The organism is Streptomyces sp. NBC_00490, from assembly GCF_036013645.1.
In the GTDB taxonomy this organism is placed as follows: domain Bacteria; phylum Actinomycetota; class Actinomycetes; order Streptomycetales; family Streptomycetaceae; genus Streptomyces; species Streptomyces canus_F.
The window spans coordinates 5,866,282-5,889,688 of record NZ_CP107869.1; the positions used below are offsets into that span (position 1 = coordinate 5,866,282).

At 70.4% G+C, this 23,407-nt stretch carries 24 protein-coding genes; 13 read left to right on the forward strand and 11 right to left on the reverse strand.

The annotated features are described in order from the left end of the window. Window positions 1–25 precede the first annotated feature (25 nt). Complete coding sequence (locus tag OG381_RS26715; protein WP_327718609.1) at window positions 26–1,288, forward strand: ArgE/DapE family deacylase; 1,263 nt, start codon at window positions 26–28, stop codon at window positions 1,286–1,288. Between the two features lie 63 nt (window positions 1,289–1,351). Here the strand turns inward: OG381_RS26715 and OG381_RS26720 are convergent, their stop codons facing one another. Next, the gene (locus OG381_RS26720) at window positions 1,352–1,978 is read right to left on the reverse strand and encodes a hypothetical protein (protein WP_327718610.1); all 627 of its coding nucleotides are present in this window, start codon (window positions 1,976–1,978) and stop codon (window positions 1,352–1,354) included. 439 nt (window positions 1,979–2,417) lie between these two features. On the opposite strand from OG381_RS26720, the gene OG381_RS26725 reads away from it, so the two are divergent. After that, window positions 2,418–2,780 (forward strand): SCO4225 family membrane protein, encoded by a 363-nt coding sequence (locus OG381_RS26725; protein ID WP_327718611.1) that lies wholly within the window; start codon window positions 2,418–2,420, stop codon window positions 2,778–2,780. 72 nt (window positions 2,781–2,852) lie between these two features. Next, window positions 2,853–3,218, forward strand: coding sequence for an SCO4225 family membrane protein (locus OG381_RS26730; RefSeq protein ID WP_327718612.1), 366 nt, complete (start codon window positions 2,853–2,855; stop codon window positions 3,216–3,218). Window positions 3,219–3,266: 48 nt separating this feature from the next. On the opposite strand, the gene OG381_RS26735 is transcribed toward OG381_RS26730, so the two are convergent. Further along, window positions 3,267–4,208, reverse strand: coding sequence for a DMT family transporter (locus tag OG381_RS26735; protein WP_327718613.1), 942 nt, complete (start codon window positions 4,206–4,208; stop codon window positions 3,267–3,269). Between the two features lie 259 nt (window positions 4,209–4,467). Beyond that, a complete protein-coding gene (locus tag OG381_RS26740) occupies window positions 4,468–4,905 on the reverse strand; it encodes a hypothetical protein (protein WP_003974483.1) in 438 nt (145 codons plus the stop codon). 483 nt (window positions 4,906–5,388) lie between these two features. Between OG381_RS26740 and hemL the strand changes: the two genes are divergently transcribed. The 7 genes from hemL to ccsB all read left to right on the forward strand — a co-directional run bounded on the left by hemL (window position 5,389) and on the right by ccsB (window position 13,079). Continuing rightward, window positions 5,389–6,705 carry a glutamate-1-semialdehyde 2,1-aminomutase gene (gene hemL, locus OG381_RS26745; protein WP_327718614.1) on the forward strand — a complete coding sequence of 439 codons (1,317 nt, stop codon included), beginning with the start codon at window positions 5,389–5,391 and terminating at the stop codon, window positions 6,703–6,705. 38 nt (window positions 6,706–6,743) lie between these two features. After that, a complete protein-coding gene (locus OG381_RS26750; RefSeq protein WP_327722564.1) occupies window positions 6,744–7,391 on the forward strand; it encodes a histidine phosphatase family protein in 648 nt (215 codons plus the stop codon). Between the two features lie 123 nt (window positions 7,392–7,514). Continuing rightward, entirely contained in the window at window positions 7,515–8,816 is a 1,302-nt protein-coding gene (locus tag OG381_RS26755) for a polysaccharide deacetylase family protein (protein WP_327718615.1), read from the forward strand. 66 nt (window positions 8,817–8,882) lie between these two features. Further along, window positions 8,883–9,485: a TlpA family protein disulfide reductase gene (locus OG381_RS26760; RefSeq protein ID WP_327718616.1), complete on the forward strand. Its 603-nt coding sequence runs from the start codon at window positions 8,883–8,885 to the stop codon at window positions 9,483–9,485. A gap of 1 nt (window position 9,486) precedes the next feature. Then, a complete protein-coding gene (locus tag OG381_RS26765) occupies window positions 9,487–10,260 on the forward strand; it encodes a cytochrome c biogenesis CcdA family protein (protein ID WP_327718617.1) in 774 nt (257 codons plus the stop codon). Window positions 10,261–10,263: 3 nt separating this feature from the next. Further along, window positions 10,264–11,982 carry a cytochrome c biogenesis protein ResB gene (resB, locus tag OG381_RS26770; protein ID WP_327718619.1) on the forward strand — a complete coding sequence of 573 codons (1,719 nt, stop codon included), beginning with the start codon at window positions 10,264–10,266 and terminating at the stop codon, window positions 11,980–11,982. Then, window positions 11,979–13,079, forward strand: a complete 1,101-nt coding sequence (ccsB, locus tag OG381_RS26775; protein WP_327718621.1) for a c-type cytochrome biogenesis protein CcsB — start codon at window positions 11,979–11,981, stop codon at window positions 13,077–13,079. Before resB ends, ccsB begins: the two co-directional genes overlap by 4 nt. A gap of 90 nt (window positions 13,080–13,169) precedes the next feature. On the opposite strand, the gene OG381_RS26780 is transcribed toward ccsB, so the two are convergent. Further along, complete coding sequence (locus tag OG381_RS26780) at window positions 13,170–14,138, reverse strand: isopenicillin N synthase family dioxygenase (RefSeq protein WP_327718623.1); 969 nt, start codon at window positions 14,136–14,138, stop codon at window positions 13,170–13,172. After that, window positions 14,131–14,580: a nucleoside deaminase gene (locus OG381_RS26785; RefSeq protein WP_327718624.1), complete on the reverse strand. Its 450-nt coding sequence runs from the start codon at window positions 14,578–14,580 to the stop codon at window positions 14,131–14,133. Before OG381_RS26785 ends, OG381_RS26780 begins: the two co-directional genes overlap by 8 nt. A gap of 111 nt (window positions 14,581–14,691) precedes the next feature. Between OG381_RS26785 and OG381_RS26790 the strand changes: the two genes are divergently transcribed. After that, window positions 14,692–16,008 (forward strand): PucR family transcriptional regulator, encoded by a 1,317-nt coding sequence (locus OG381_RS26790; protein ID WP_327718625.1) that lies wholly within the window; start codon window positions 14,692–14,694, stop codon window positions 16,006–16,008. Here OG381_RS26790 and OG381_RS26795 read toward each other — a convergent pair. From OG381_RS26795 to OG381_RS26815, 5 genes are all read right to left on the reverse strand, one after another. Next, window positions 16,005–16,916 carry a transglutaminase-like domain-containing protein gene (locus OG381_RS26795; protein WP_327718626.1) on the reverse strand — a complete coding sequence of 304 codons (912 nt, stop codon included), beginning with the start codon at window positions 16,914–16,916 and terminating at the stop codon, window positions 16,005–16,007. The genes OG381_RS26790 and OG381_RS26795 overlap by 4 nt on opposite strands. Window positions 16,917–16,970: 54 nt before the next feature. Further along, on the reverse strand, window positions 16,971–17,318 hold the full coding sequence (locus OG381_RS26800; protein WP_327718627.1) for a hypothetical protein: 348 nt from the start codon (window positions 17,316–17,318) through the stop codon (window positions 16,971–16,973). Then, window positions 17,315–17,920 (reverse strand): DUF6232 family protein, encoded by a 606-nt coding sequence (locus OG381_RS26805; protein ID WP_327718628.1) that lies wholly within the window; start codon window positions 17,918–17,920, stop codon window positions 17,315–17,317. Before OG381_RS26805 ends, OG381_RS26800 begins: the two co-directional genes overlap by 4 nt. A gap of 225 nt (window positions 17,921–18,145) precedes the next feature. Beyond that, window positions 18,146–19,600 carry an argininosuccinate synthase gene (gene argG / locus OG381_RS26810; RefSeq protein ID WP_327718629.1) on the reverse strand — a complete coding sequence of 485 codons (1,455 nt, stop codon included), beginning with the start codon at window positions 19,598–19,600 and terminating at the stop codon, window positions 18,146–18,148. Between the two features lie 272 nt (window positions 19,601–19,872). Next, the gene (locus OG381_RS26815) at window positions 19,873–20,847 is read right to left on the reverse strand and encodes a quinone oxidoreductase family protein (RefSeq protein WP_327718630.1); all 975 of its coding nucleotides are present in this window, start codon (window positions 20,845–20,847) and stop codon (window positions 19,873–19,875) included. Window positions 20,848–20,963: 116 nt separating this feature from the next. Here OG381_RS26815 and OG381_RS26820 point away from each other — a divergent pair, with 116 nt between their 5' ends. Together OG381_RS26820 and OG381_RS26825 are read left to right on the forward strand one after the other, a co-directional pair. Beyond that, the gene (locus OG381_RS26820; RefSeq protein WP_327718631.1) at window positions 20,964–21,296 is read left to right on the forward strand and encodes an ArsR/SmtB family transcription factor; all 333 of its coding nucleotides are present in this window, start codon (window positions 20,964–20,966) and stop codon (window positions 21,294–21,296) included. 41 nt (window positions 21,297–21,337) lie between these two features. Further along, complete coding sequence (locus OG381_RS26825) at window positions 21,338–21,964, forward strand: hypothetical protein (RefSeq protein ID WP_327718632.1); 627 nt, start codon at window positions 21,338–21,340, stop codon at window positions 21,962–21,964. Here OG381_RS26825 and OG381_RS26830 read toward each other — a convergent pair. Beyond that, the gene (locus tag OG381_RS26830) at window positions 21,946–23,343 is read right to left on the reverse strand and encodes a purine-cytosine permease family protein (RefSeq protein ID WP_327718633.1); all 1,398 of its coding nucleotides are present in this window, start codon (window positions 23,341–23,343) and stop codon (window positions 21,946–21,948) included. The genes OG381_RS26825 and OG381_RS26830 overlap by 19 nt on opposite strands. Window positions 23,344–23,407: the final 64 nt, after the last annotated feature.

Genomic DNA, 23,407 nt, shown 5'->3' on the forward strand with positions numbered 1-23,407 from the left:
CTCCGATCGGGATGGGGAGGCGTACATGCTGAGTGCCGCGGAAGCCGCCGCGCTGGAATGTATCGACGAAGGCGCCGTCGGGCGGATGCTCGCCGAGCTCGTGGCCATTCCCAGTGTCACCGGGAGTGCCGCCGAGTCGGAGTTGCAGCATCACCTCGCCGGGCGGCTGGAGCGGCTCGGGCTCGATGTCGATCTGTGGTCGATGGATCTGGACGCGTTGCGCGCCCACCCCGGCTTTCCCGGTGCGGAGGCGGCCCGGGACGAGGCGTGGGGGCTGGTCGGGCGGACCGGGGAGGGCGGGGACGGGCCGACGCTGATCCTTCAGGGGCACGTGGACGTCGTACCGCCCGGGGATCCCGGTGCCTGGGAGGGGGATCCCTTTGTGCCCAGGGTCGTCGGGGACGTCGTGCACGGGCGCGGGGCCTGTGACATGAAGGCCGGGCTGGTGGCGGAGCTGGTCGCGCTGGAGGCGGTGCGGGCCAGTGGGGCGCGGCTGCGGGGGCGGGTCGCCGTGCACTTCGTCGTGGGGGAGGAGGACGGGGGGCTCGGTGCGTTCGGGACGTTGCAGCGGGGGCACGGCGGGGACGTCTGTGTCATCGCCGAGCCGACCGCCGGCACCCTGGTCACCGCCAACGCGGGCGCGCTGACGTTCCGGCTCGCGGTCAACGGGAAGTCCGCGCACGGAAGTTCACGCGACGAGGGGGTCAGCGCGATCGACGCCTATCTGCCGCTGCACCGGGCGCTGGGGCGGCTGGAGGCCGAGCGGAACCGGGAGCCGCACCCCCTGATGGCGGAGTATGCGATCCCGTACGCCCTGTCGGTGGGGACCCTGCGTTCCGGGGACTGGGCGAGCAGCGTGCCCGATCTGCTGGTCGCGGAGGGGCGGTTGGGCGTACGGCTGGGAGAGGAGCCGGCGGCGGCGCGGGCCGCGTTCGAGCGGTGCGTGGCCGAAGTGTGCGCCGGGGACGCCTGGTTGGCCGACCATCCGGTCACCGTGACCTGGCCCGGTGGGCAGTTCGCGAGCGGGCGGCTGCCGGAGGGGCATCCGCTGCCCGGCGTGATCCGCGGCGCGCACGCGGATGCCGGGGGCGGACCGCTCAGGGAGCGCGGGGCGTCGTACGGGAGCGATCTGCGCCTGTACGCCGGGGCCGGGATTCCGACGTTGCAGTTCGGGCCGGGGGACATCCAGGTCGCCCACAGCGCGCGGGAGCGGGTGTCCGTGCGGGAGGTGGTGGCGGTGGCGCGGACGCTGGCGCTGACGGTGCTGCGGACGGTGGGGACGAAGTGACGGGAATTGGCGGCACGTTCGGCGTTCTTCTCGACGAGCGGGACGGGCCGGGGAGCGCGGCGCTCACTTCCTGACCGCACGGTCCAGCTCGCGCCGTACCGCCTGTTCGTCCTGGCCGAGGATCGTCTCCTCGAGACTGTCGTCGTCCTTGCGGGAGAAGAGTTCACCGCGGGCGACGTCCTCCTTCGACAGGACCCGCCCGCACCACTCACCCTGACCGGCGACCCCGTCGTCGAAGGGGACGGCGGCGCCCTCGCCCAGAACGGTCCAGCCGTCCGGACTCCAGCGCAGGGCGAGGAGGTAGGTGTGGCCGGTCTCCAGGCGGGGGGCGTCGGGGGCGGTGCGTTTGATGCGGGTGCCGCTCTGCCGGTACTCCTGCCAGCCGGGGGCGACCATGTCGAAGCCCTTGTCCACGGGGCGGCCGGGCCGGTCGGCCGAGGTCCACAGGACCTTGTCGGTGCGGAAGGTCACCATGCGGTCGGTCCGGTACCGGAACGGGCCCGAGGCGAAGTCGCGCCGCCCGGTGTCCCGCTCCCGCTCGGGCGTGGCGACGACGACATGATCGGCGTACGTGACCCAGTCCCGCGCGGTTTGGGACGGGTGGGCGTCGCTGACGTACCCGCAGCCGGGGACGGTGTCCAAGCCGCCCCAGCCGATTAAGACCCCCGCGGTCAGTCCCGCGAAGGCCACGAACGCAATGACAGGACGGCTCGCTGTGCGGCCGCCGTGAGGCCGGTTCCACGGCATGGCGAACTGCTCCCCCTGATCCCCCGTGAGCGGCGACGGTGTCCCCCGTTCGCCTGCTGAGTGCGGCAGCGGATGCGGATCCGGTCAAGATCCACTGGCACCGCGGTGATCACCGTACGCACACCCCGCGCAGGGGAACAGGAGTCCGCTTCGCACTGTCACGAAACTGTCGATCACCGCGCCTGCCAACCGAGTTGCGTACGTGTAAGCACCCCGCCCCAGGTGAATCCGGGATGTGGCCCGGGGTCCGCGGCCGAAGACCCAGACGGAGACCCAGACGGAGACCCAGACGGAGATGAGCACCCGTACTCATGCCTCGGTGCGGGGTGTCGGGACACCGTGGGGACACACAGCGACAACGGACCGAACGAAGGGATCCGCGATGTCGGACGTCTCGCGGCCGGGCCGCCTTGTGCGGTTGCGGCGGCTGCTCGCGCTCGCCACGGACAACTGGGGCGGCCGGGGGTATCTGGCGGTCTTCGCCGCTTCCGTGCCGGTGGCGTTCCTGTTTCCGGACAGTGTGTACGCGATGGCGCCGGTGCTGCTCACGGAGCCTCTGTCGATGCTGGGCGCGGTCGTGCCCTTCGGGCCCGGTAGCGCCGAGGGCGGCGGTGGGGCGGCTGTGGTGGCCGCCTCGGTCGGCATGGGGGCCTGGCTGCTCGCGTGCGCTCTGGTGAACGCGGCCGTGGTCGGTGCGTTCGCCCACCACGTCCGGGATGTCCGTGCCGGTGTCCGGCACGCGTGAATCTCTCCCCTTCGCCCTGAACAACACCTCGAACGTCACCTCGAACGTCACCTCGAAGAGAAAGGCACCGACATGGCCCGTTCCGCACGCCCCCGATTCCCGAGGATCCGGGCCCTGTTGGCGCCCGCCGTGGACAACTGGCTCGCGCGGGGCTACCTCGCGGTGGTCGCGGCGTCGCTGGGGTTCTTCCTGTGGGCCGTGTACCTGTCGCCGGACCCCGGGTTCGCCGGGATCTGGCCGCTCATGACCACGGCTCCGCTCTCCATGATCGTCAACGTGCCCCTGATGGCGCTGGCGCCCGACGGTGACTCCCCGCTCGCCTGGCTGAGCCCGTTGCTCTTCTCCGCGGGGACCGTCCTGTGCGGGCTGTTCAACGCCGCCCTGCTGGGCCTGCTCGCCCGCAGGCTGACCGGGCGGGAGCCGCACCCGGCCGCGTGACCGCCGCCGAGGGCGGTCCTGGCCGGTGCGGTCCCCGTCGTACGGCGGTCAGCCGTGACGGTCGCCCGCCCCCACCGGCACGGTCAGGAGCACCAGCCCCACCGCCAGAACGGCCAGCCCGCACCAGGACGCGGCCGGCAGGCGTTCGCCGAGAACGGTGACGCCCAGGACCGCCGCGACGGCGGGTTCCGCGAGGGTCAGCGTCGTGGCCGTCGCCGCCGGGGTGTGGCGCAGTCCGTGGCCGAAGAGCCGGTAGGCCAGACAGACGGTGAAGAGGGCGAGGTACACGGTCACCGTCGCGCCGCGGGAGGTCGTGAGCCAGTGCGGGTCGACGTACAGGAAGAGCGGCAGCACCAGCAGCCCGGCCGCGCCGAACAGCACGCCCATCACCGCGTCGGAAGGGTGCCCGCGCATGATGAGCCGACCGCCGATCAGCGAATAGACGGCGTACGACAGTCCCGCGCCCGTCGCGAGGGCGACGCCCGTCAGGTCCATCGGCGTGGCCGTTCCGGTGAGTTCGGGGCCCAGCACCAGAAGGGCGCAGCCCAGCACGGCGGCCCCGGTGGCGGCGCCCCAGCGTGACGTCGGCCGGGCCCGTCCGGTGAGCCAGGCCAGCAGCCCGGCGAAGACCGGCGCGCTGCCCAGCGCGATCACGGTGGCCACCGCCACCCCGGTCCGGGCGACCGCCGGATAGAAGGTGATGGGGTACCCGGCCACCGCCAGCGCCCCGAGGACGAGCAGCCGCCGTTCGCCCCGCGTGCACGCGGTCGGCAGCGAGCGGGCGCCGCGCGAGGTCAGGAACAGCAGGAGGCCGCCGAGGGTGAGCCCGGCGCAGCCGATGGCCGCCGCCGGTGCGCCGGCCGGTGCGAGAGAGCCGGCGGTCCCGGTCGTGCCCCACAGGACGGCCGAGGCGAGGATGGGCGCGGGGCCGCCGAGGAGGCCGGCGCGAGAAGGGCGTGCGGGGGGCAGGGAGATCGTGCGGTTCGGCACAGTCGTCGTACTTCCGTCGTCGAATACGTCTGGGACCGGATCCGAAACGGGCGCACGACGAGCACCCCTGACAGCTTCTACGAGCCGGTCGGGGCCGGAATCAAACCGCTCTCGGTGTCTGCGCCCGTCAGGCGCAGAGCGGCGGCAGAACGACGTGCCAGTACGAGTTCACCCGGTGATGGTACGGCCGCACCGACGGGCCTGTCAGGGGCGTGACACGTGGATCTCTCGGGCGGTGCGGCTACGCACACGCCCCGGATCAGGGCCACACCAGGCAGTACGGCTGGTGCCCCGCCTCGTGCAGGCGGTGGCTGAAGTCCTGCCACTCGTGCAGCAGTTGGTACACGTTGAACGCGTCCCGCGGGCCGCCGCGGTCCGGGACCGTGGACCAGATGAACGCCGCCGCGCCGACCGCTTCCTCGCCGATGCCGCGCAGCGGGTCAACGACCGTCATGGGGAGCTTCACGACCGCGTAGTCGGGGTGCAGGACGACCAGTTCGAGCGGGGGGACCTTGTGCAGCGGGACGCCTTCTATGCCGGTGAGGACCATGGCCGCCATGGTCTCCGGCTTGATCTTGGTGAACATGCCGTTCATCCCGAGCTCGTCGCCGCCGAGCTCCTCGGGGCGCATCGAGATCGGGACGCGGGCCGCGGTCGCACCGTCCGGCGCGCCGAAGTACTTGTACGTCACCCCCACCCGACCACCATTCCTGCTCCCCGCCCCCAGCTGCTCGATCCGACGTTCGATACGTCGGTCGTCCCGCTCCGACTCACTCGGGACCGCATGTCCTTGACGTGATTCTGCGGCTTCCTCCGCGTCGCGCCGGTGCCTTCCCCGCCGGGCACGTCGAGGACCCAGGTCATCAGTCCCCTCGCCCAGTCCGCCACCGCGATGCATATCTCCACCCGACTGCTTTTCTAGGAGGCGTGGCCCCCGCCGCGCAACCCGATCATCGTGTCAGTGACCTCCCCCACGGCCGCCCGCCGAAACGTGCGTTGAAACACCTGTCCGCAGGATCATCGCAGCACCCGAACACCAAGGGCCGCACGAGCTGTGTCTATCAGCTCTCAGTTTCGCAGATGCCGTCGGACCACAGACCGCTGTCGCCCAGGGCCGCTGGCCTACCCTGAGGAGGAAAGTCGGCAACCGGAGTCCGAGAAGTCGGAGAAGTCGCAGGTCATGAGCGAAACGCCCTATTCATACGATGCGCCTGCCTCACAGGCACTGTTCGACCGTGCGGCCACCGTCACACCGGGCGGCGTGAACTCCCCGGTGCGCGCCTTCCGCGCAGTGGGCGGTACGCCCCGGTTCATGGTGTCCGGCACCGGCCCGTATCTGACCGACGCCGACGGGCGTGAGTACGTCGACCTCGTCTGCTCCTGGGGGCCCATGATCCTCGGGCACGCACACCCCGAGGTCATCGCCGCCGTCCAGGACGCCGTGTCGCGCGGTACGTCCTTCGGTACGCCCGGCGAGGGCGAGGTCGCGCTCGCCGAGGAGATGGTGGCCCGGATCGAGCCGCTGGAGCAGGTGCGGCTGGTGTCCAGCGGCACCGAGGCCACCATGTCGGCCATCCGGCTCGCCCGCGGGTTCACCCGGCGGACCAAGGTCATCAAGTTCGCCGGGTGTTACCACGGTCACGTCGACTCGCTCCTCGCCGCGGCCGGGTCCGGAGTCGCCACCTTCGCCCTTCCCGACACGCCCGGCGTCACCGGGGCCCAGGCCGCCGACACCATCGTCCTGCCGTACAACGACCTCGAGGCCGTGCACGAGGCCTTCCACCGGCACCCCGGCGAGATCGCCTGTGTGATCACCGAGGCCTCGCCCGGCAACATGGGCGTCGTGCCGCCGCGGCCCGGGTTCAACCAGGGCCTCAAGGACGCGTGCTCCAAGAACGGCGCCCTCTACATCTCCGACGAGGTCATGACCGGCTTCCGGACGAGCCGAGCCGGCTGGTACGGGATCGACGGGGTCAAGCCCGACCTCATGACCTTCGGCAAGGTCATGGGCGGCGGCTTCCCGGCCGCGGCCTTCGGAGGCCGCGCCGACGTCATGGCGCACCTCGCGCCCGCCGGGCCCGTCTACCAGGCCGGCACCCTCTCCGGGAACCCGGTCGCCACCGCCGCGGGCCTCGCCCAGCTGCGGCTGCTCGACGACGCCGCGTACGACAAGGTCGACGCCGTGTCCGCGCGGATCCAGTCGCTGGTCACCGAGGCGCTCACCAAGGAAGGCGTCGCCCACCGGGTGCAGAACGCCTCCAACATGTTCTCCGTCTTCTTCACCGACCGTGAGGTGCGGGACTACGAGGACGCCAAGAAGCAGGACTCCTTCCGCTTCACCGCCTTCTTCCACTCGCTGCTGGCCGACGGCGTCTATCTGCCGCCGTCCTCCTTCGAGTCCTGGTTCGTCTCCACGGCCCACGACGACCAGGCGGTCCAGCGCATCGCCGACGCCCTCCCGGCGGCGGCCCGAGCGGCAGCGGAGGCGACCGCGTGAGCACCCCGACCAACCCCGACATCACCGTCGTCCACCTCATGCGGCACGGTGAGGTCGCCAACCCCGACGGGGTCCTCTACGGCCGTCTCGCCGGCTACCACCTGTCCGAGCTGGGGCGGCAGATGGCCGACCGGGTCGCCGAGCACCTGGCCCCCCGGGACATCACCTACGTCTGCTCCTCCCCGCTGGAGCGCGCGCAGGAGACGGCCACGCCGATCGCCAAGGCGCACGGCCTCGACCTCGCGACCGACGGGCGGCTCATCGAGGCCGACAACGTCTTCCAGGGCAAGACCTTCGGCGTCGGCGACGGCGCCCTGAAGCGGCCCGAGAACTGGAAGCACCTGGTCAACCCCTTCAAGCCGTCGTGGGGTGAGGCCTACGTCGACCAGGTCGTCCGCATGATGGGGGCGCTGGACGCCGCGAAGGACGCGGCGCGCGGCCATGAGGCGGTGCTGGTCAGCCATCAGCTGCCGATCTGGATCGTGCGGTCCTACGTCGAGAAGCGGCGGCTGTGGCACGACCCGCGGCGGCGGCAGTGCACGCTGGCGTCGCTGACGACGTTCACGTACCAGGGCGACAGGATCGTTTCCGTGGGGTACAGCGAGCCCGCGATCGATCTCGTGCCCGCGCATCTGCGTGCCGGGGCCAAGCCGGTGAAGGGCCAGGACAAGGCGTTCGGGGCGTAAGGGACGCTTGGATGCCCGCTCGTTGCATTTGTTACTGAATCTCCGTGTTCGGGGGGAACCTCCTCGTTCGTCGTGTCCTCTGAATGGGTGACCACTTCGCAGGACGTGACGAACGGGGATGCAATGCGCGCTCTCACCCGCAGGGGAGCACTCGGACTCGGTGTGGGTGGTGCGGCCGCTCTCGGACTCGCGGGCTGCGGCACCCTCACCTCGTCAGACGGGCCGGGCCATGCCGGAGGTTCCCCCAGCAGCAAGCCCAGTGCCCGGACGCACCGCGCCCGCCCGCTCGGTGACGGCTCCACGTCGTACACGGGCAAGCAGCCCCACCAGCCGGCCAGGCCGGAACCGCTGGAGCCGGGCCAGAAGCCGCCGCAGTTCGTCGTCTTCTCCTGGGACGGCGCCGGCGAGGTCGGCAACGGACTCTTCCCGCGCTTTTTGGACCTCGCCAAGGAGCACGGCGTCCACATGACCTTCTTCCTCTCCGGGCTCTATCTGCTGCCCGAGTCGAAGAAGCGGCTCTACGACCCGCCCAACAACCCCCTCGGCGCCTCCGACATCGGCTACCTCACCGACGACCACGTCAAGGCCACCCTGACCAACGTCCGACGGGCCTGGCTCGAGGGCCACGAGATAGGCACCCACTTCAACGGCCACTTCTGCGCCGGCTCCGGCACCGTCGGCAACTGGACGCCCCAGCAGTGGCGCAGCGAGATAGACCAGGCCAAGGCCTTCGTGAAGGAGTGGCGGACCAACACCGGCTGGACCGATCTGCCCGCCCTGCCCTTCGACTACGACAAGGAACTCGTCGGCGGTCGTACGCCCTGCCTCCTCGGCCAGGACAACCTGCTGCCCACCGCGCGCGAGCTCGGCTGGCGCTACGACGCCTCCTCGCCCGGCGGCCGCCAGGTCTGGCCGGAGAAGAAGGGCGGGCTGTGGGACCTGCCGCTCCAGGCGATCCCGTTCCCCGGGCGCAGCTTCGAGGTCCTCTCGATGGACTACAACATGCTCGCCAACCAGTCGATCAACTCCACCAACGCGCCCGCCCACAACTACCCGGCCTGGCGCGAGCAGGCCGCCGGGGCCTACATCGCCGGCTTCCGGCGCGCCTACGAGTCCAACCGCGCCCCGTTCTTCGTCGGCAACCACTTCGAGCAGTGGAACGGCGGCATCTACATGGACGCCGTCGAGGAAGCCCTGAAGCACATCGCGGCGGAGAAGGAGAAGGGCGAGGACGTACGGCTGGTCTCCTTCCGGCAGTTCGTCGACTGGATGGACGTCCAGAAGCCGGAGGTACTGGCCAAGCTGCGGACGCTGGACGTCGGACAGGAACCGGCCGGTGGCTGGAACACGTTCATGAAGGCTGGCCCGGACAGCAGCTCGGACAGCTCGGACAGTACTGCCGGGAGCTCCGCGAACGCCGCCTGAAATGCGGATTTCCGCCCGCAAGGGGGGTGCGCAAGATCCCCAGAACGGGCATGCGAAACTTTTCACATGAGTGCCCTGACCCGCACCAACCGTCGAGCCGTCCTGTTCACCGCCACGGCCGCCGCAGCCGCGCTGACCCTCACCGCGTGCAGTTCCGGCGGCAAGGTGGGCGGCAGCGGTGACACCAACTTCATCACCGGGAACGACGGCGTCGACACGGTCGCCCAGGGCAAGCGGGACGCCGCCCCCCTGCTGTCCGGCAAGACCATCGACGGCAAGCAGCTCTCCACCGCCGACTACAAGGGCCAGGTCCTCGTCGTCAATGTGTGGGGCTCCTGGTGCACCCCCTGCCGGGCCGAGGCGAAGAACCTCCAGGCCGTCTCCGAGAAGCTCAAGGGCCAGGGCGTCCGGTTCGTCGGGATCAACACCCGGGACACCAACACCACCTCGGCGATCAACTTCGAGAAGGAGTTCGGGGTCACCTTCCCGAGCCTGTACGACCCGACGGGCCGGCAGATGCTCCGCTTCAAGAAGGGCACGCTCAACCCGCAGCTGATCCCCTCCACGCTCGTCATCGACCGCAGCGGCAAGATCGCGGCGCGGGCGCTGATGGCGCTCAGCGAGGACACCCTGACCGGGATGATCAAGCCCGTCCTCGCGGAGAAGTGACGTGAGCGCGACGTTCACGCTCGCCGAGGCGGTGGGCCGCAACGAGACCGTGTTCAGCGGCGCTCTGCTGCTCGCCCTGCCGCTCGCCGTTCTCGGCGGCCTCATCTCCTTCTTCTCCCCGTGCGTCCTGCCGCTCGTGCCCGGTTATCTGTCGTACGTCACCGGCGTCAGCGGCACCGACCTCGCGGAGGCGCGGCGCGGCCGGATGGCCGCCGGGGCCTCGCTCTTCGTGCTCGGCTTCACCGTCGTGTTCGTCTCCGGCGGGGCGCTGTTCGGGTACTTCGGACAGACCCTCCAGGAGGAGCGGGACGTCCTGTCCAAGGTGCTCGGCGTACTCATGATCGTCATGGGCATCTTCTTCATGGGCATGATGCCCTGGCTCACCCAGCGGGAGTTCCGCTTCCACACCAGGCCCGCCACCGGGCTGGCCGGCGCCCCCTTCCTCGGCGCTCTGTTCGGCATCGGCTGGACGCCCTGCATCGGACCGACGCTGTCCTCGGTGCAGTCCCTCGCCATGCAGGACGGCAGCGCCCTGCGCGGCGCCGTACTGACCGTCGCCTATTGCCTCGGCCTCGGCGTCCCCTTCGTCCTCGCCGCAGTAGCCTTCCGCAAGGCCCTCGGTGCTTTCGCCTGGGTCAAGCGCCACTACGTCTGGGTGATGCGCATCGGCGGCACGATGATGATCCTGACCGGTGTGCTGCTGCTGACGGGCGCGTGGGACCGTCTTGTGCAGGAGATGCAAGTCTGGTCCAACGGCTTCACTGTGGGGATCTGATCGATGAGCAAGACGACGACCAACGCGCCCGCCGACCCGGCCCCCACCGGCGACGAGGACCTGGGCGCGGCGGCCTCCCAGCTGTCCACCGCCCCCGTGGAGGACGCCCCCAACCTGCCCTCTCTGGGCGTCATCGGCTGGGTCCGCTGGTTCTGGCGGCAGCTGACCTCCATGCGGGTCGCACTCTTGCTGCTCCTGCTGCTGTCGCTGGGCGCGATCCCCGGCTCGCTGATCCCGCAGACCGGCACCGACGAGACGAAGGTCGCCGACTTCCGTAACGCCAACCCCACCCTCGGGGACGTCTACGACAAGCTCGGCCTCTTCCACGTCTACAGCTCGGTGTGGTTCTCCTCGATCTACATCCTGCTGTTCGTCTCCCTCATCGGCTGCATCGTGCCCCGCACCTGGCAGTTCGTCGGCCAGCTGCGCGGCCGCCCGCCGGGCGCCCCGAAGCGGCTGACACGGCTGCCCGCCTACACCACCTGGCGCACCGAGGCCGAGCCGGAGCAGGTCCGCGAGGCCGCGCTCACCCTGCTGAAGAAGCGCCGCTTCCGCGCCCACCTCGCCGGTGACAACGTCGCCGCCGAGAAGGGCTACCTGCGTGAGGTCGGCAACCTCGCCTTCCACATCGCGCTCATCGTGATGCTGATCGCCTTCGCCTGGGGCCAGCTGTTCAAGATGGAGGGCAACAAGCTGGTCGTCGAGGGCGACGGGTTCTCCAACACCCTCACGCAGTACGACGACTTCAAGTCCGGCACCCTCTTCACCCAGGACGAGCTGGACCCGTTCAGCTTCACCCTCCACGACTTCCAGGGCAGCTACGAGAAGACCGGCCCCAACCGGGGCACCGCGCGCACCTTCCAGGCCGACCTCAGTTACCGCCTGGGCGCCTACGGCAAGGCCAAGCGGACGGTCGTCAAGGTCAACAAGCCCCTGGAGATCGGCGACTCCAAGGTCTACCTCACCGCCCACGGCTACGCCCCCGTCATCACGGTGCGCGACGGCAAGGGCAATGTCGTCTACCGCGACGCCGTACCGCTGCTGCCGCTCGACAACAACATCACCTCCTCGGGTGTCATCAAGGTCATGGACGGCTACCGCAACACCAAGGGCGTGCGGGAGCAGCTCGGCTTCGAGGCCTTCTTCCTGCCGACGTACACGCCCGGCAGCGAGACGGCCTCCACCTTCCCCGCGCTGAACAACCCGGTGCTGAACATCGCGGGCTACTACGGCGACCTCGGGGTCGACGCGGGCATCCCGCAGAGCGTCTACCAGCTCGACAAGTCCCATCTGAAGGAGTTCAAGGACTCCAAGGGCAAGCAGCAGCGGGAGAACCTCAAGCCGGGCGAGACCATGAAGCTCCCGGGCGGCGCCGGTTCGATCACCTACGACTCCACGGCGGAGTGGGCCAACTTCCAGGTCACCCGCCAGCCCGCCAGCGGCTGGGCACTGACCGGCTCGGTCGTCGCGATCTTCGGCCTCGCCGGGTCCCTGTTCATCTCCCGCCGCCGGGTGTGGGTGCGGGCGGTCAGGGGCGCCGACGGTGCGACGGTCGTCGAGATGGCCGGCCTGGGCCGCAGCGAGTCCGCGAAGGTGCCGGAGGAACTGGGCGACCTCGCGGGGATCCTCTACGACCAGGCGCCCGGGGCGCCGGATCCTGACGAAGACTCCACCACCACCCCCAACCCCCAAGCCGTACCTGCCGAAGGGGCCGAGAAATGACTCTCGCCGCCACAACCGAGTTGGCCGCCGCCACCAACGAACACCTCGCGAATCTCAGCAACACGCTGATCTACTCCGCGATGGCCGTCTACACCCTGGCCTTCTTCGCCTACATCACCGAGTGGATCTTCGGTAGCCGCAGCAAGATCGGCCGAACCGCCGCCGCGCTCACCGAGGGGGCGGACGCCAAGGCGAAGGCGCCGGCCGTGACGGTGAAGAAGGGCGGCTCCACCGCCGTACTGGAACGGCCGAAGGTCGTGGTGCGGGCCGCCGTCGGTCAGCGGGATGTGCCGGACGGGCCCGGGGCGCACGGTGGGGACGAGCAGGGGGACCTCTACGGGCGTATCGCCGTGTCCCTCACCGTGCTCGCCTTTCTCATCGAACTCGCCGGGGTCATCGCCCGCGCGGCCTCGGTGGAGCGGGCGCCGTGGGGCAACATGTACGAGTTCAACATCACCTTCTCCACGGTGGCCGTCGGTGTGTACCTCACGCTGCTCGCGCTGAGGAAGAACGTGCGCTGGCTCGGGCTGTTCCTGATCACGTCGGTCCTCCTCGATCTCGGCATCGCCGTCACTGTCTTGTACACCGCCAGCGACCAGTTGGTTCCCGCCCTTCACTCGTACTGGCTCTACATCCACGTCTCCACGGCGATCCTGTGCGGCGCGGTCTTCTACGTGGGCGCGGTCAGCACGATCCTGTACCTGTTCAAGGACTCGTACGAGAACAAGCTGGCGAACGGCGGCAAGCCCGGCAGCTTCGCCACCTCCTTCCTGGAGCGGCTGCCCGCCTCGGCGTCCCTCGACAAGTTCTCCTACCGCATCAACGCGGCCGTCTTCCCGCTGTGGACGTTCACGATCATCGCGGGCGCGATCTGGGCGGGCGACGCGTGGGGCCGCTACTGGGGCTGGGACCCCAAGGAGACCTGGGCGTTCATCACCTGGGTCGCCTACGCCTGCTACCTGCACGCCCGCGCCACGGCCGGCTGGAAGGGCCGCAAGGCCGCCTACCTCGCCCTCCTGGCGTTCGGCTGCTGGCTGTTCAACTACTACGGCGTCAACATCTTCGTCTCCGGCAAGCACTCCTACGCGGGCGTGTAGGCGAGACGTATCCGCTGTACGGCGAAGGCCGGTTCCCGTGACGTTCAGGTCACAGGGGAACCGGCCTTCGCCGTACGGACACACGGAGCGTCAGTCGACCGTGATCGAGTCCAGCTTCTCCCGCAGGTATGCGTGAGAGTCGACCGGCTCGTACGCCACCCGTCCCACCGGTGCCGGTACCGATTCCACCAGCGTGCCGGGGGTGCACTCGCCGAAGTAGACGAGGGACATGAGCTCCTCGGCGGGTGCGTCCGCCGGTGGGGGCAGTACGCGGTGTCGGCCCGAGCGCCAGCGGTCGCCGGTCCAGCGGGCCATCAGGTCGCCGATGTTGATGGTGAAGGCGTCCGGATCGAAGGGGGCGTCCTCCCAGCCGCCCTCGTCCGTCCAGACCTGGAGCCCGCCCTTGCCCGCCTGCCGGTCGAGGATGGTCACCGTGCCGAAGTCGGTGTGCGGGCCGATGCGGAACTGGCCGGGCTGGGGTTCGCCGATGACCTCGGTCCCGGGGTACCAGTTGATGTTGAAGCCGTACGTGGGGTGGTCCATGTGCCGGGAGAAGAAGTCGTGTTCGAGCCCGAGGGCCACACCGAGCAGGTCGAGGAGCCGGTTCTCCAGCTCACCCATCCGTGCCAGGTACTCCGCGCACAGGGTCTGGAGCTCCGGCACCTCCGCCGGCCAGACGTTGGGCGCGTACCACTCCGCGTTGATCTCCGGGTCCTCGAAGGGCTCGTGCGTCGCGAAGGTCAGCGACTCCTTCAGGTCCGGCGGGGTCTCCGTGCCCTCCGAGTAGCCGTTGGCCTCCGCACCCGGGCCGAGCCACCCCCGCCCGCCGACCTTCGCGGTGTAAGGCTCCTTGACGTCGACGGGCATCCGGAAGAAGTTCCGCGCGGCCTCCCGGATGGCGGCCCGCAGCTCCGGGTCCACACCGTGCCCGGTGACCAGCAGGAACCCGGCGGTCTGGAGGGCCTCGTCGACGGTGCGGGCGATGGCGGCGCGGGTGTCGGAGTCGCCGTCGACCCAGGGCCTCAGGTCGATCGTGGGGATGCGGGGCTGTTCAGTCACCGATGTCCTCGTTCCAGAGTGCCGGGTTGTTCTTGATGAAGTCGCGCATCAGCTCGACGCACTCGGGGTCGTCCAGGAGGACGATCTCCACGCCGTGTTCGGCGAGCCAGTCGTGGCCGCCGTGGAAGGTGGCCGCCTCGCCGATCACCACCCGCGAGATACCGAACTGCCGGACGAGGCCGGAGCAGTACCAGCAGGGCGAGAGGGTCGTCACCATCGTCGTACCGCGATACGACCGCTGCCGCCCCGCCGCCCGGAACGCCGCCGTCTCCGCGTGCATGGAGGGGTCGTCGTCCTGGACGCGCCGGTTGTGGCCGCGGCCCAGCAGGGCGCCGTCGGCTCCGTAGAGCGCGGCGCCGATCGGGATGCCGCCCTCGGCGAGACCGGCGCGCGCCTCCGCGACGGCGGTGGCGAGCTGGGTGTGCGGGTCCGTGGGGTCCATGCCTTCACTCTCCTGGGGGCGAAACACGAGGGCAACGTGCGGAAAGTACTCTCCCCGCATCCCGCAGCCGGACGTTCTGTCGGCGGGACCGTCAGCGCCCTGGAGGTTCCCGTGCCCGCACTCACCCTCCGCGAAGTCCTTGTCCTCGACCCCGTCCGCGCCGCCGAGCCCGAGCTGCTGGCCGGGGAGGGCGCCCTGGACCGCCCGGTCCGCTGGGTGCACTCCAGCGAGGTCTACGAGGGCGCCAACTTCCTCGACGGCGGCGAACTGCTCCTCACCAACGGCTTCGGCCTCACCGACCCCGACGAGGAGGTCCGCCGCCGCTACGTCCGGGAGCTGGCCGCGCGCGGTGCGGCCGGGCTCGCGGTGGAGGTGGGGAGGTCCCTGCCCGCCATGCCGGCCGAGGTGGTCGACGAGGCCCGCCGCCTGGAGCTGCCGCTGCTGGCCATGCACCGCGTCGTGCCCTTCGTACGGATCACGGAGGCCGCCAATCGGGCGATCGTGGCGCGGGGGCTGTCCGGGCGGTCGGTCGTACGGCCCTGGGGCGACGACCACACGGCGGCCCTGCTGGCCGACCTCGCCGACCGGGCGGCACTGAACCAGCCCGAGGTGGAGGCGCGGGCGGCGCTCGCCGGGTTCCACCCGGGGCCCGGGGCGCGACTGATCGGGGTGTCGGTGCACGGGAGCCGGGAGACGGGGGTGGTGGACCGGGCGGTACGGGTGCTGGGCGGCGCGAGTGTCCTGCGGGCGGCGTTTCCGGGAGACGTGCTGGCGCTGCTGGCGTTGCCCGCGACCCGGACCGGTGACCCCGTGCGAGGGGTCCAGGACGCGTTCCGCTCCGCCGCCGAACCCGGGCTGACCGTGGCCGTCGGGCATGCCGTCGCCGTCGGGAGCGGCTGGCTGCGGTGGAGCGATACGTTGCGGGCGGCCCGTACGACCCTGGAGCTGGCGCTGACCGTCCCGGCCGCGGAGCCGGGGGTGCCCGAGGGGCCGCTGGTGACGTCGTCCCGGGCCCTCGCGCTGGAACGGGAGCTGACGCGGGGCGGGGTCGATGCGAACCGGGATCGGCTGGCTCGGTTGGTGCAGCACGCGCTGGGGCCGTTGTTGGAGTGGGAGGCCGCCCACGCGAGTGATCTTGTGCGGACGTTGGAGGTGCATCTGCGGAACGGGTGCTCGCCTACGCGGACGGCGGCTCTGCTGCATATAGGTCGGCAGTCGCTCTATCAGCGGTTGGAGCGGATCGAGTCTCTGTTGGGGCTGGAGATCGGGGATCCGGATCTGTTGGGGGAGTTGTTGGCGGCGGCTTGTGCGTATCGGGTTGTTCGGGGGCGTTCAGGTGGGGTGGGCGAGGTGGGAGGTAGTCGGTTGAGTGCTGCGCCGTCGTGGCTGGTCGCGCAGTTCCCCGCGCCCCTGAGGGGGTTGGCCTAGCGGAGCGTTATGACGCTCGGGCCGTTGAAGGGGGCGTAGGAGGTCACTGTTTGTGGGGTGCGCAGCACCTCGTTCTCTGCGAACAGCTTTCGTGCTGCCTGGAAAGAGATCTCGTCCGAGACGACTGGTGCCACCCCGTCGTAGAACTTCCGTGACGGCTCCGGCAGGGGGGTTCCCGGTTCGCCCTCGTCCTCTCCCCAGACGTCCCACAGCAGGGTCTCGACCTTGTTGAGGGCGGCCAGGTCGAGGCGGATGCTGCCGGTCACGTACCGCTCGCCCCAGAACGGTCCCTCCTGTGGGCCGTGGAGGCCGAACGTCCTCTCGTCGGCGCCCTGTTCGCGGATCGCCCGCCATGCCTCGCCAGCGACGAGGAAGCGGTCGCGGGGGACGTCCATCGGGTCGAAGTCCACCTTCCAGTGGCCGCTGACGAAGGGGTCGGCGAGCTGGGCGTCGGCGAGCAGCCAGCCGCGTTCGGCGTCCCAGTACTCGGTGACGACGTGGTCGCCGTGGAAGCTGGACCCCCAGTAGTCGGCGAAGCCGATCCGGACCCGGGCCGGGATGCCCGCGTGGCGCAGGAACGAGCAGTGCAGCAGGGTGAAGTCCCGGCAGGTGCCGACGAAACGGTCGGCGGGACCGCGTCTGACCGGCAGCGGGGCGGCGTTGCGGGCGACGAGGATGCGCAAGGTGTCGTCGATGTACCGGGACTCGGCGTCGTTGTGGAGGCGGTCGGTCGGGTGGGTGTGGCCGAAGAGGTCGCCCTCGAGGCGGTGGATGAGCAAGTCCCGTGCGATGCGGGCGAGTTCGGCCGGGTCGTGCGGCAGACCGGCGTAGACGCCGGCGAGTGTGCCCGGGTCGGAGTACGTGCTCTGGGCGGCGTAGAAGGCGAGGGCTTCCTTGGTCTCGGGCATGGGTCCGACCGTGCCAAAATGCGGCACGAATTGTCCAGATGGCCGTCGGGAGCCTTACTGGCCGCCGATCAGACTCAGGACCCTGTTCACTGCCTCCAGGACCGGCTGGCCCACCGCGCCGATCGTCGCCGCGATGCCTGCCACCGCCATCAGTGCGCGGTGACGGTCCTGCGGGAGTGCGCTCGCGTCGGCTCTGATGGCCGGGAGGGAGTCGTCGAGGGTCTGGGCGCTTGCCGCCGGGACCTGGTCGCGCAGCGATTCGATCAGGCCGCGGAGTTCCGCTACGGCATCCATCAGCGACGCCGTGTCGGCTGCCGGAACCTGGTGTTTGACGATGCCGGTGTTGCCCATGCCGCCGTGCATGTTCACGCTGTCGCCGAAGTAGTAGTTGTCGCCGCTCATCGGTTCGCCATCCCCACGTTGCCCGTACCGCCGTACATGTTGACGTTGTCGCCGAAGTAGTAGTTCCTGGGGTTGACCGTGAGGCGGTCGACCCTGACGTGGAACTCGGTCTCGGGGTGCTCGATGGCGTGCACGATGTTGCCGACGAGCTGGTCCAGTTGGTGCGGGTCGGAGCTGGTGACCATGGCGATGGACGGGCCCGACGTCTCGACGGCCAGCACGTACAGGGTGGGTGAGGACAGTACGGCCACCAGCTCCACCAGGCTGAATACCAGCGCGGCGATCGCGCCCAGCCAGACGAAGGTGAGGATCCCGCCGGCCATGCTCTCGCTCGCGAGGCTGGTGAGACCGCCGAGGATCGTCATGGTGAACGCCACCGACAGGATGATCGCCACGCGCTTGAGGAAGAGCACGGTGGCGTCCTTGCGGCGGGGCGTGAGCATGAAGGTGTAGACGCGGGTGATGTTCGCCAGTGGATACGCGCCGCCGCCGACCCAGAGGAGGTGCTTGCCGACCCGCAGATCGATGCCGTGTAACGCCTGCGGCGGGACCAGGGGCGGGGGCGGGATGTCGTAGTGCCCTGGTGGTTCGGTTCTCTCCAACGGTCCCCCTGCGCATGGGTGATGACGGTTCATCACTGACTGATGGTTATTAACTACTCCATGTGGTCTGTGGTGCAAGTCAGTATGCGCGGGCAACTGTGAGTCTGTTGTGGAGAGTTGAGATCGGAGGCGGCCCGCCGACGGTTGCCGGCCGGCGGGGTGGGCAAAAGAGGCCCGGCCCGACGCTGTGGGCGTCGGGCCGGGCCTCTGTCGTGCGGGGTGTGCTCAGTCCGTGCCCATCTCCATCGCCGCCCTGTCCAGCAGCGCGTCCTCCTCGGAGACCTCGCCGCGCGAGGCGATGACCTCGGCGCCGCCCTCCGACAGTTCCGGCATCGTGCCGATCAGGCCCGTCGCCGCCGCCTGGGAGGCGCCGATGGTGGGGCTGCCGGTGCCGATGAGGCCGAGGACCGCGTACTGCTCCAGCTTGGCGCGGGAGTCGGCGATGTCGAGGTTGCGCATGGTCAGCTGGCCGATGCGGTCGACGGGGCCGAAGGCCGAGTCCTCGGTGCGCTCCATGGAGAGCTTGTCGGGGTGGTAGCTGAACGCCGGGCCCGTGGTGTCGAGGATCGAGTAGTCCTCACCCCGGCGCAGGCGCAGGGTGACCTCGCCGGTGACGGCCGCGCCGACCCAGCGCTGGAGCGACTCGCGGATCATCAGCGCCTGCGGGTCCAGCCAGCGGCCCTCGTACATGAGCCGGCCGAGGCGACGGCCCTCGTTGTGGTACTGGGCGAGGGTGTCCTCGTTGTGGATCGCGTTGACGAGGCGCTCGTACGCGGCGTGCAGGAGGGCCATGCCGGGCGCCTCGTAGATGCCGCGGCTCTTGGCCTCGATGATCCGGTTCTCGATCTGGTCGGACATGCCCAGGCCGTGGCGGCCGCCGATGGCGTTGGCCTCCAGGACCAGGTCCACGGCGGAGGCGAACTCCTTGCCGTTGATCGTGACCGGGCGGCCCTGCTCGAAGCCGATCGTCACGTCCTCGGTGGCGATCTCGACCGACGGGTCCCAGAACTTGACGCCCATGATCGGCTCGACGGTCTCGAGGCTGGTGTCCAGGTGCTCGAGGGTCTTGGCCTCGTGGGTGGCGCCCCAGATGTTGGCGTCGGTGGAGTACGCCTTCTCCGTGGAGTCCCGGTAGGGCAGCTGGTGGGCGACCAGCCACTCGGACATCTCCTTGCGGCCGCCGAGCTCGGTCACGAACGCCGCGTCCAGCCAGGGCTTGTAGATCCGCAGGTGCGGGTTGGCGAGCAGACCGTAGCGGTAGAACCGCTCGATGTCGTTGCCCTTGTACGTCGAGCCGTCGCCCCAGATCTGAACGTCGTCCTCGAGCATCGCCCGGACCAGCAGCGTGCCGGTGACGGCACGGCCGAGGGGGGTGGTGTTGAAGTACGCGCGCCCGCCGGAGCGGATGTGGAACGCGCCGCAGGTGAGTGCGGCCAGGCCCTCCTCGACCAGCGCGGCGCGGCAGTCGACCAGGCGCGCGATCTCGGCGCCGTAGGTCTGGGCGCGGCCGGGCACCGAGGCGATGTCGGGCTCGTCGTACTGGCCGATGTCGGCGGTGTAGGTGCACGGGACGGCGCCCTTGTCACGCATCCACGCGACCGCGACGGAGGTGTCGAGGCCGCCCGAGAAGGCGATGCCGACGCGCTCGCCGGCGGGCAGGGAGGTGAGGACCTTGGACATAGGAAGATTATGCATCGGAACGCATGGTCATGCAAACCCTGGTGGTGAGTGGCGCCCGTCACCCTCCCGCCGCCGGGTGCCGGAGCCGTTCCGGCAGGATCCGCGCGGCCTCGTCGCCTCCTGGGTGTCACGGAGTTCCCGGCCGTTGGCCATGCCGAGGCGGTCGGCCATGGCGGAGCGCCGTGGCCGGCTCGCTCGGCATGCGGCCCAGCCGGCGACCCGCCCCGCTCACCTGCGCGGGGCGAAGCTCCCGGCGCTCGCTGCGCCAGGATCTAGCCGTTCACGCGCAGCAGCAGCTTGCCCGTGCTCGTCCGTGCCCCCATCAGCCGGTGCGCCTCCGCCGCCTCGGCCAGGTCGAACTCGGCGGTGACGGGGAGGGTGACGGTCTCGTCGGCGACCTTCGCGAAGGCCCGCTCGGTGAGGGCCCGCAGCTCGTCGGGCGCGGTCCGGGCGAGGGTGAGGATGGAGAAGCCGCCGACGCTCACGCCGTACGGGAACAGCTCGGGCTGCCCGACGCTCCACGGCTCGGCGCCGCTCGCGTTGCCGAAGGAGACGAGGCGCCCGAAGGGGGCGAGGGCGGCGAGTGAGGCGCGGAAGGTGTCGCCGCCGACGGGGTCGAGGGCGAGGTCGACGCCGCGGCCGTGGGTGGATTCCTGTACGGCCTTGTCGAAGTCGCCGACGAAGACCTCGTCGTAGGAGCCGTGCTCCTTCGCGAAGGCGGCCTTCCCCGCGCTCGACACGACCCCCAGGACGGTGGCCCCGGCCGCCTTCGCCAGCCGGCCCGCGACCGTCCCGACGCCCCCGGCGGCACCCTGCACGAGGACCGTCTCGCCGGGCTGGAGCCGGCCTACGGAGTGGATGAGCGCGTACGACGTCGGCAGTACGGTCGGCAGGGTCGCGGCGGTGCGCAGGCCGACGCCGGAGGGGACCGCGAAGACGGTGGCCGCGTCCGCGACGGCGACCTCGGCGTAGGCGCCGCCGGCGGTCAGTGCGGCGACCTCCTGGCCGACGGTGAGCCCCGTGACGCCCGCGCCGAGGGCCCGCACGTGCCCGGAGATCTCGAGCCCCGGCCGGAAGGGCAGCGACGGCACCCGGTATCCGGTCTCCCTCGCCTTCAGGTCGGCGAAGTTGATCCCGGCGTAGGCCACGTCGACGCTCACCTGCCCGGGGCCGGGCTCGGGGACGTCCACCTCGACGACCTCGAGGACCTCGGGACCGCCGTGTTCCTGGATCTCGACCGCGCGCATGCCACACCTCGTCCGGAGAGTGTTCAATGAAAAGCGAACACTGGCGAGTGTATGGTTTTCATCGAACACTCTGCAAGCAGCCACTCGGCAAGGGGCGCACGGAAGGACCACGCACCATGGCCACCACCAGTCATCGCGCCGCCCCCGAGCACACCCACCCCGACGACGTGCCCGTCCTGGCCGCCCTCGCGGCGCTCGCCGACCCCGTGCGCGTGCAACTGGTGCGGGAGCTCGCCGCCTCCGCCGACTGGTCGCGCAGCTGCGGCACCTTCGACGTGCCGGTCGGCAAGGCGGCCAAGAGTCATCACTTCGCGGTGCTGCGCGCGGCCGGGCTCGTGGAGCAGCGTGACGAGGGGCCCAGGCGGGTCAACCGGCTGCGGCGGGAGGAGTTCGAGGCCCGGTTCCCGGGGCTGCTGGCGCTGGTTCTGCGCGAAGATGTCGTTTCCTGACCCGTTGTGAACCGTTTGGCCCGCTCCGGCGTCACAGTGGCATGACGAATCGCAGGTGGATCGCGGCGGCCGTCGCCACTGCCGGTGTGGTGGTGGGGACAGCCCTGTACATCGACGAGATGCAGACCGGGCACACCGACGGCGGCCTCCTGGCCGCCCCCCGGGAAAGCGTCTCGATCAGGAAGGCGAGCGCTCCGGCCGAGGACCGGTGCGTCGGCACGGCCCCGGCGCCCCCGGACGCCGACCCCGAGGAGACCCCGCTGGAGCGCACCCTGGTCCGCCTCGACAAGCTGGCCGCGGGCAAGCACTCCGCCGTCTACACCGGCATGGGCGTCGACGAGGACAAGAACGCCGCCGACATCTGGCGCATCCCCTCCGACGCCTTCGACAAGGCCGCCTGCGGCGCCGCCGAGAAGGGCGTGACGCTACGGCTGCACTCCGCCGACGTCGACCGCAGGACCCTCGACGCCCTCGCCGACCGGATCAGCGAGGACATGTACCGCTGGGACGGCACCTTCCAGCTGCGTGAAGTCGGCGTCGACGAGCGGGGGTTCGTGCATGTGGGCGTCGACGACCCGAAGAAGGCCGAACCCCTCGTGGAGAAGGAGTTCGGCCCCCGGTACATCAAGGTGGAGCACGTTGGGCAGGCTCACGCCGACGTCGGCTGATCCGCCCGCCGCAGTACCGCGTACAACCCCGCGCTCACCGCGAACCCGACCAGGCACGTGATGTCACCGAACGACGGCCATTGCTCCGGCACCCACCCGACGTATTTCTCCTGGTTGGAGAAGAGCGGCACGGACACCACGATGCCCGTCAACAGGGCGGCGATACCCGGCCAGTTGGTGAAGGTGCGGTCGGCGATCCTCGCGGCCAGCATCTCGTCCGGTATCCGCGCCTGCCGCCACCGCTCGACCAGCACCACCCCGAGCCACGGACCCACCCAGTACGCGATCACCAGCAGGAACGCCTCGTAGGCGTGCCCCGCGTCCGCCAGCGACGCCCACGCCGCCGCCGTACCGGCGAGACCGCACAGCACGACGATGGCGCTGCGGCCGAGCCACGGCGGGAGCCTCAGACCCAGCGAGGTGATCGACATGGCCGAGGAGTAGACGTTCAGGGCGTTCGCGGAGACCGCGCCCAGGATGATCGCCAGCAGCACCAAGTCACTGAGCCAGCCCGGGAGATGGCCGGTGAAGGCGGCCGTCGGGGTGGCGCCCTCGGGGGTGACGATCGTCGCCGAGGCCGCGCCGATCACCGACACGATCGCGATCGACACGAAGAGACCGACCGCCGGGTACAGGACCGTCTTGAAGCGGTTCGCCGTGCGCGGGAGATAGCGGGAGTAGTCCGAGGCGCCCGGGTTCCAGCCCGCCGCGTAACCCCAGGCGGTGCTGAACGCCAGGAGGAAGCCGCCGATGCCGCCGCCCGCGCCGGAGCCGCCCAGGTCGGCCTCCTTGAAGGTCCACACCCCGGCCAGCAGGAAGACCACCGCCAGGGCCGGGAAGGCGTACTTCTCGAAGGCGTGGACGAAGTTGTGGCCGATGAAACCGATCACGACCTCGGCCGCGACCACGATCAACAGCGAGGGGAGCGGTCGCAGATCCGTCAGCGTGTTGAGGGCGAAGGCCGCGCTCACACTGTTCACCGCGAACCAACCGACGCCCGCGACCAGGGCGTTGACCCCCGACGGCAGCAGATTCCCCCGGTAACCGAAGGAGAAGCGGCCGATCGCCATCTGCGGAACACCGAACCGCGGACCGTCCAGCGACAGGATCCCCTGCGTCAGCGCGCCCAGCGCCGTGCCCAGGAGCAGGGCCGCGGTCGCCTGCCAGAAGCTCAGACCGAAGAAGAGGACCGAGATCACGCCGATGTAGACGGTCGCGAACTCGATGTTCGGAGAGGCCCACGTCCACAGCAGCTGGAGCGGGCCGCCATGGCGCTCGGAGTCCGGGATCGGTTCCGAGCCGGCCGTCTCGACGGCGATGACCTTGTCACCGTATGCGGGGGCGATGGCCGTGGCGGAACCGGCCGGAGCAGTCGTCATGCGAGCCAAGTGTCCGGTTCCCGACGGTCGCGGCCCAGAGGCGCACTGTCCGCTTCGGAAGCCT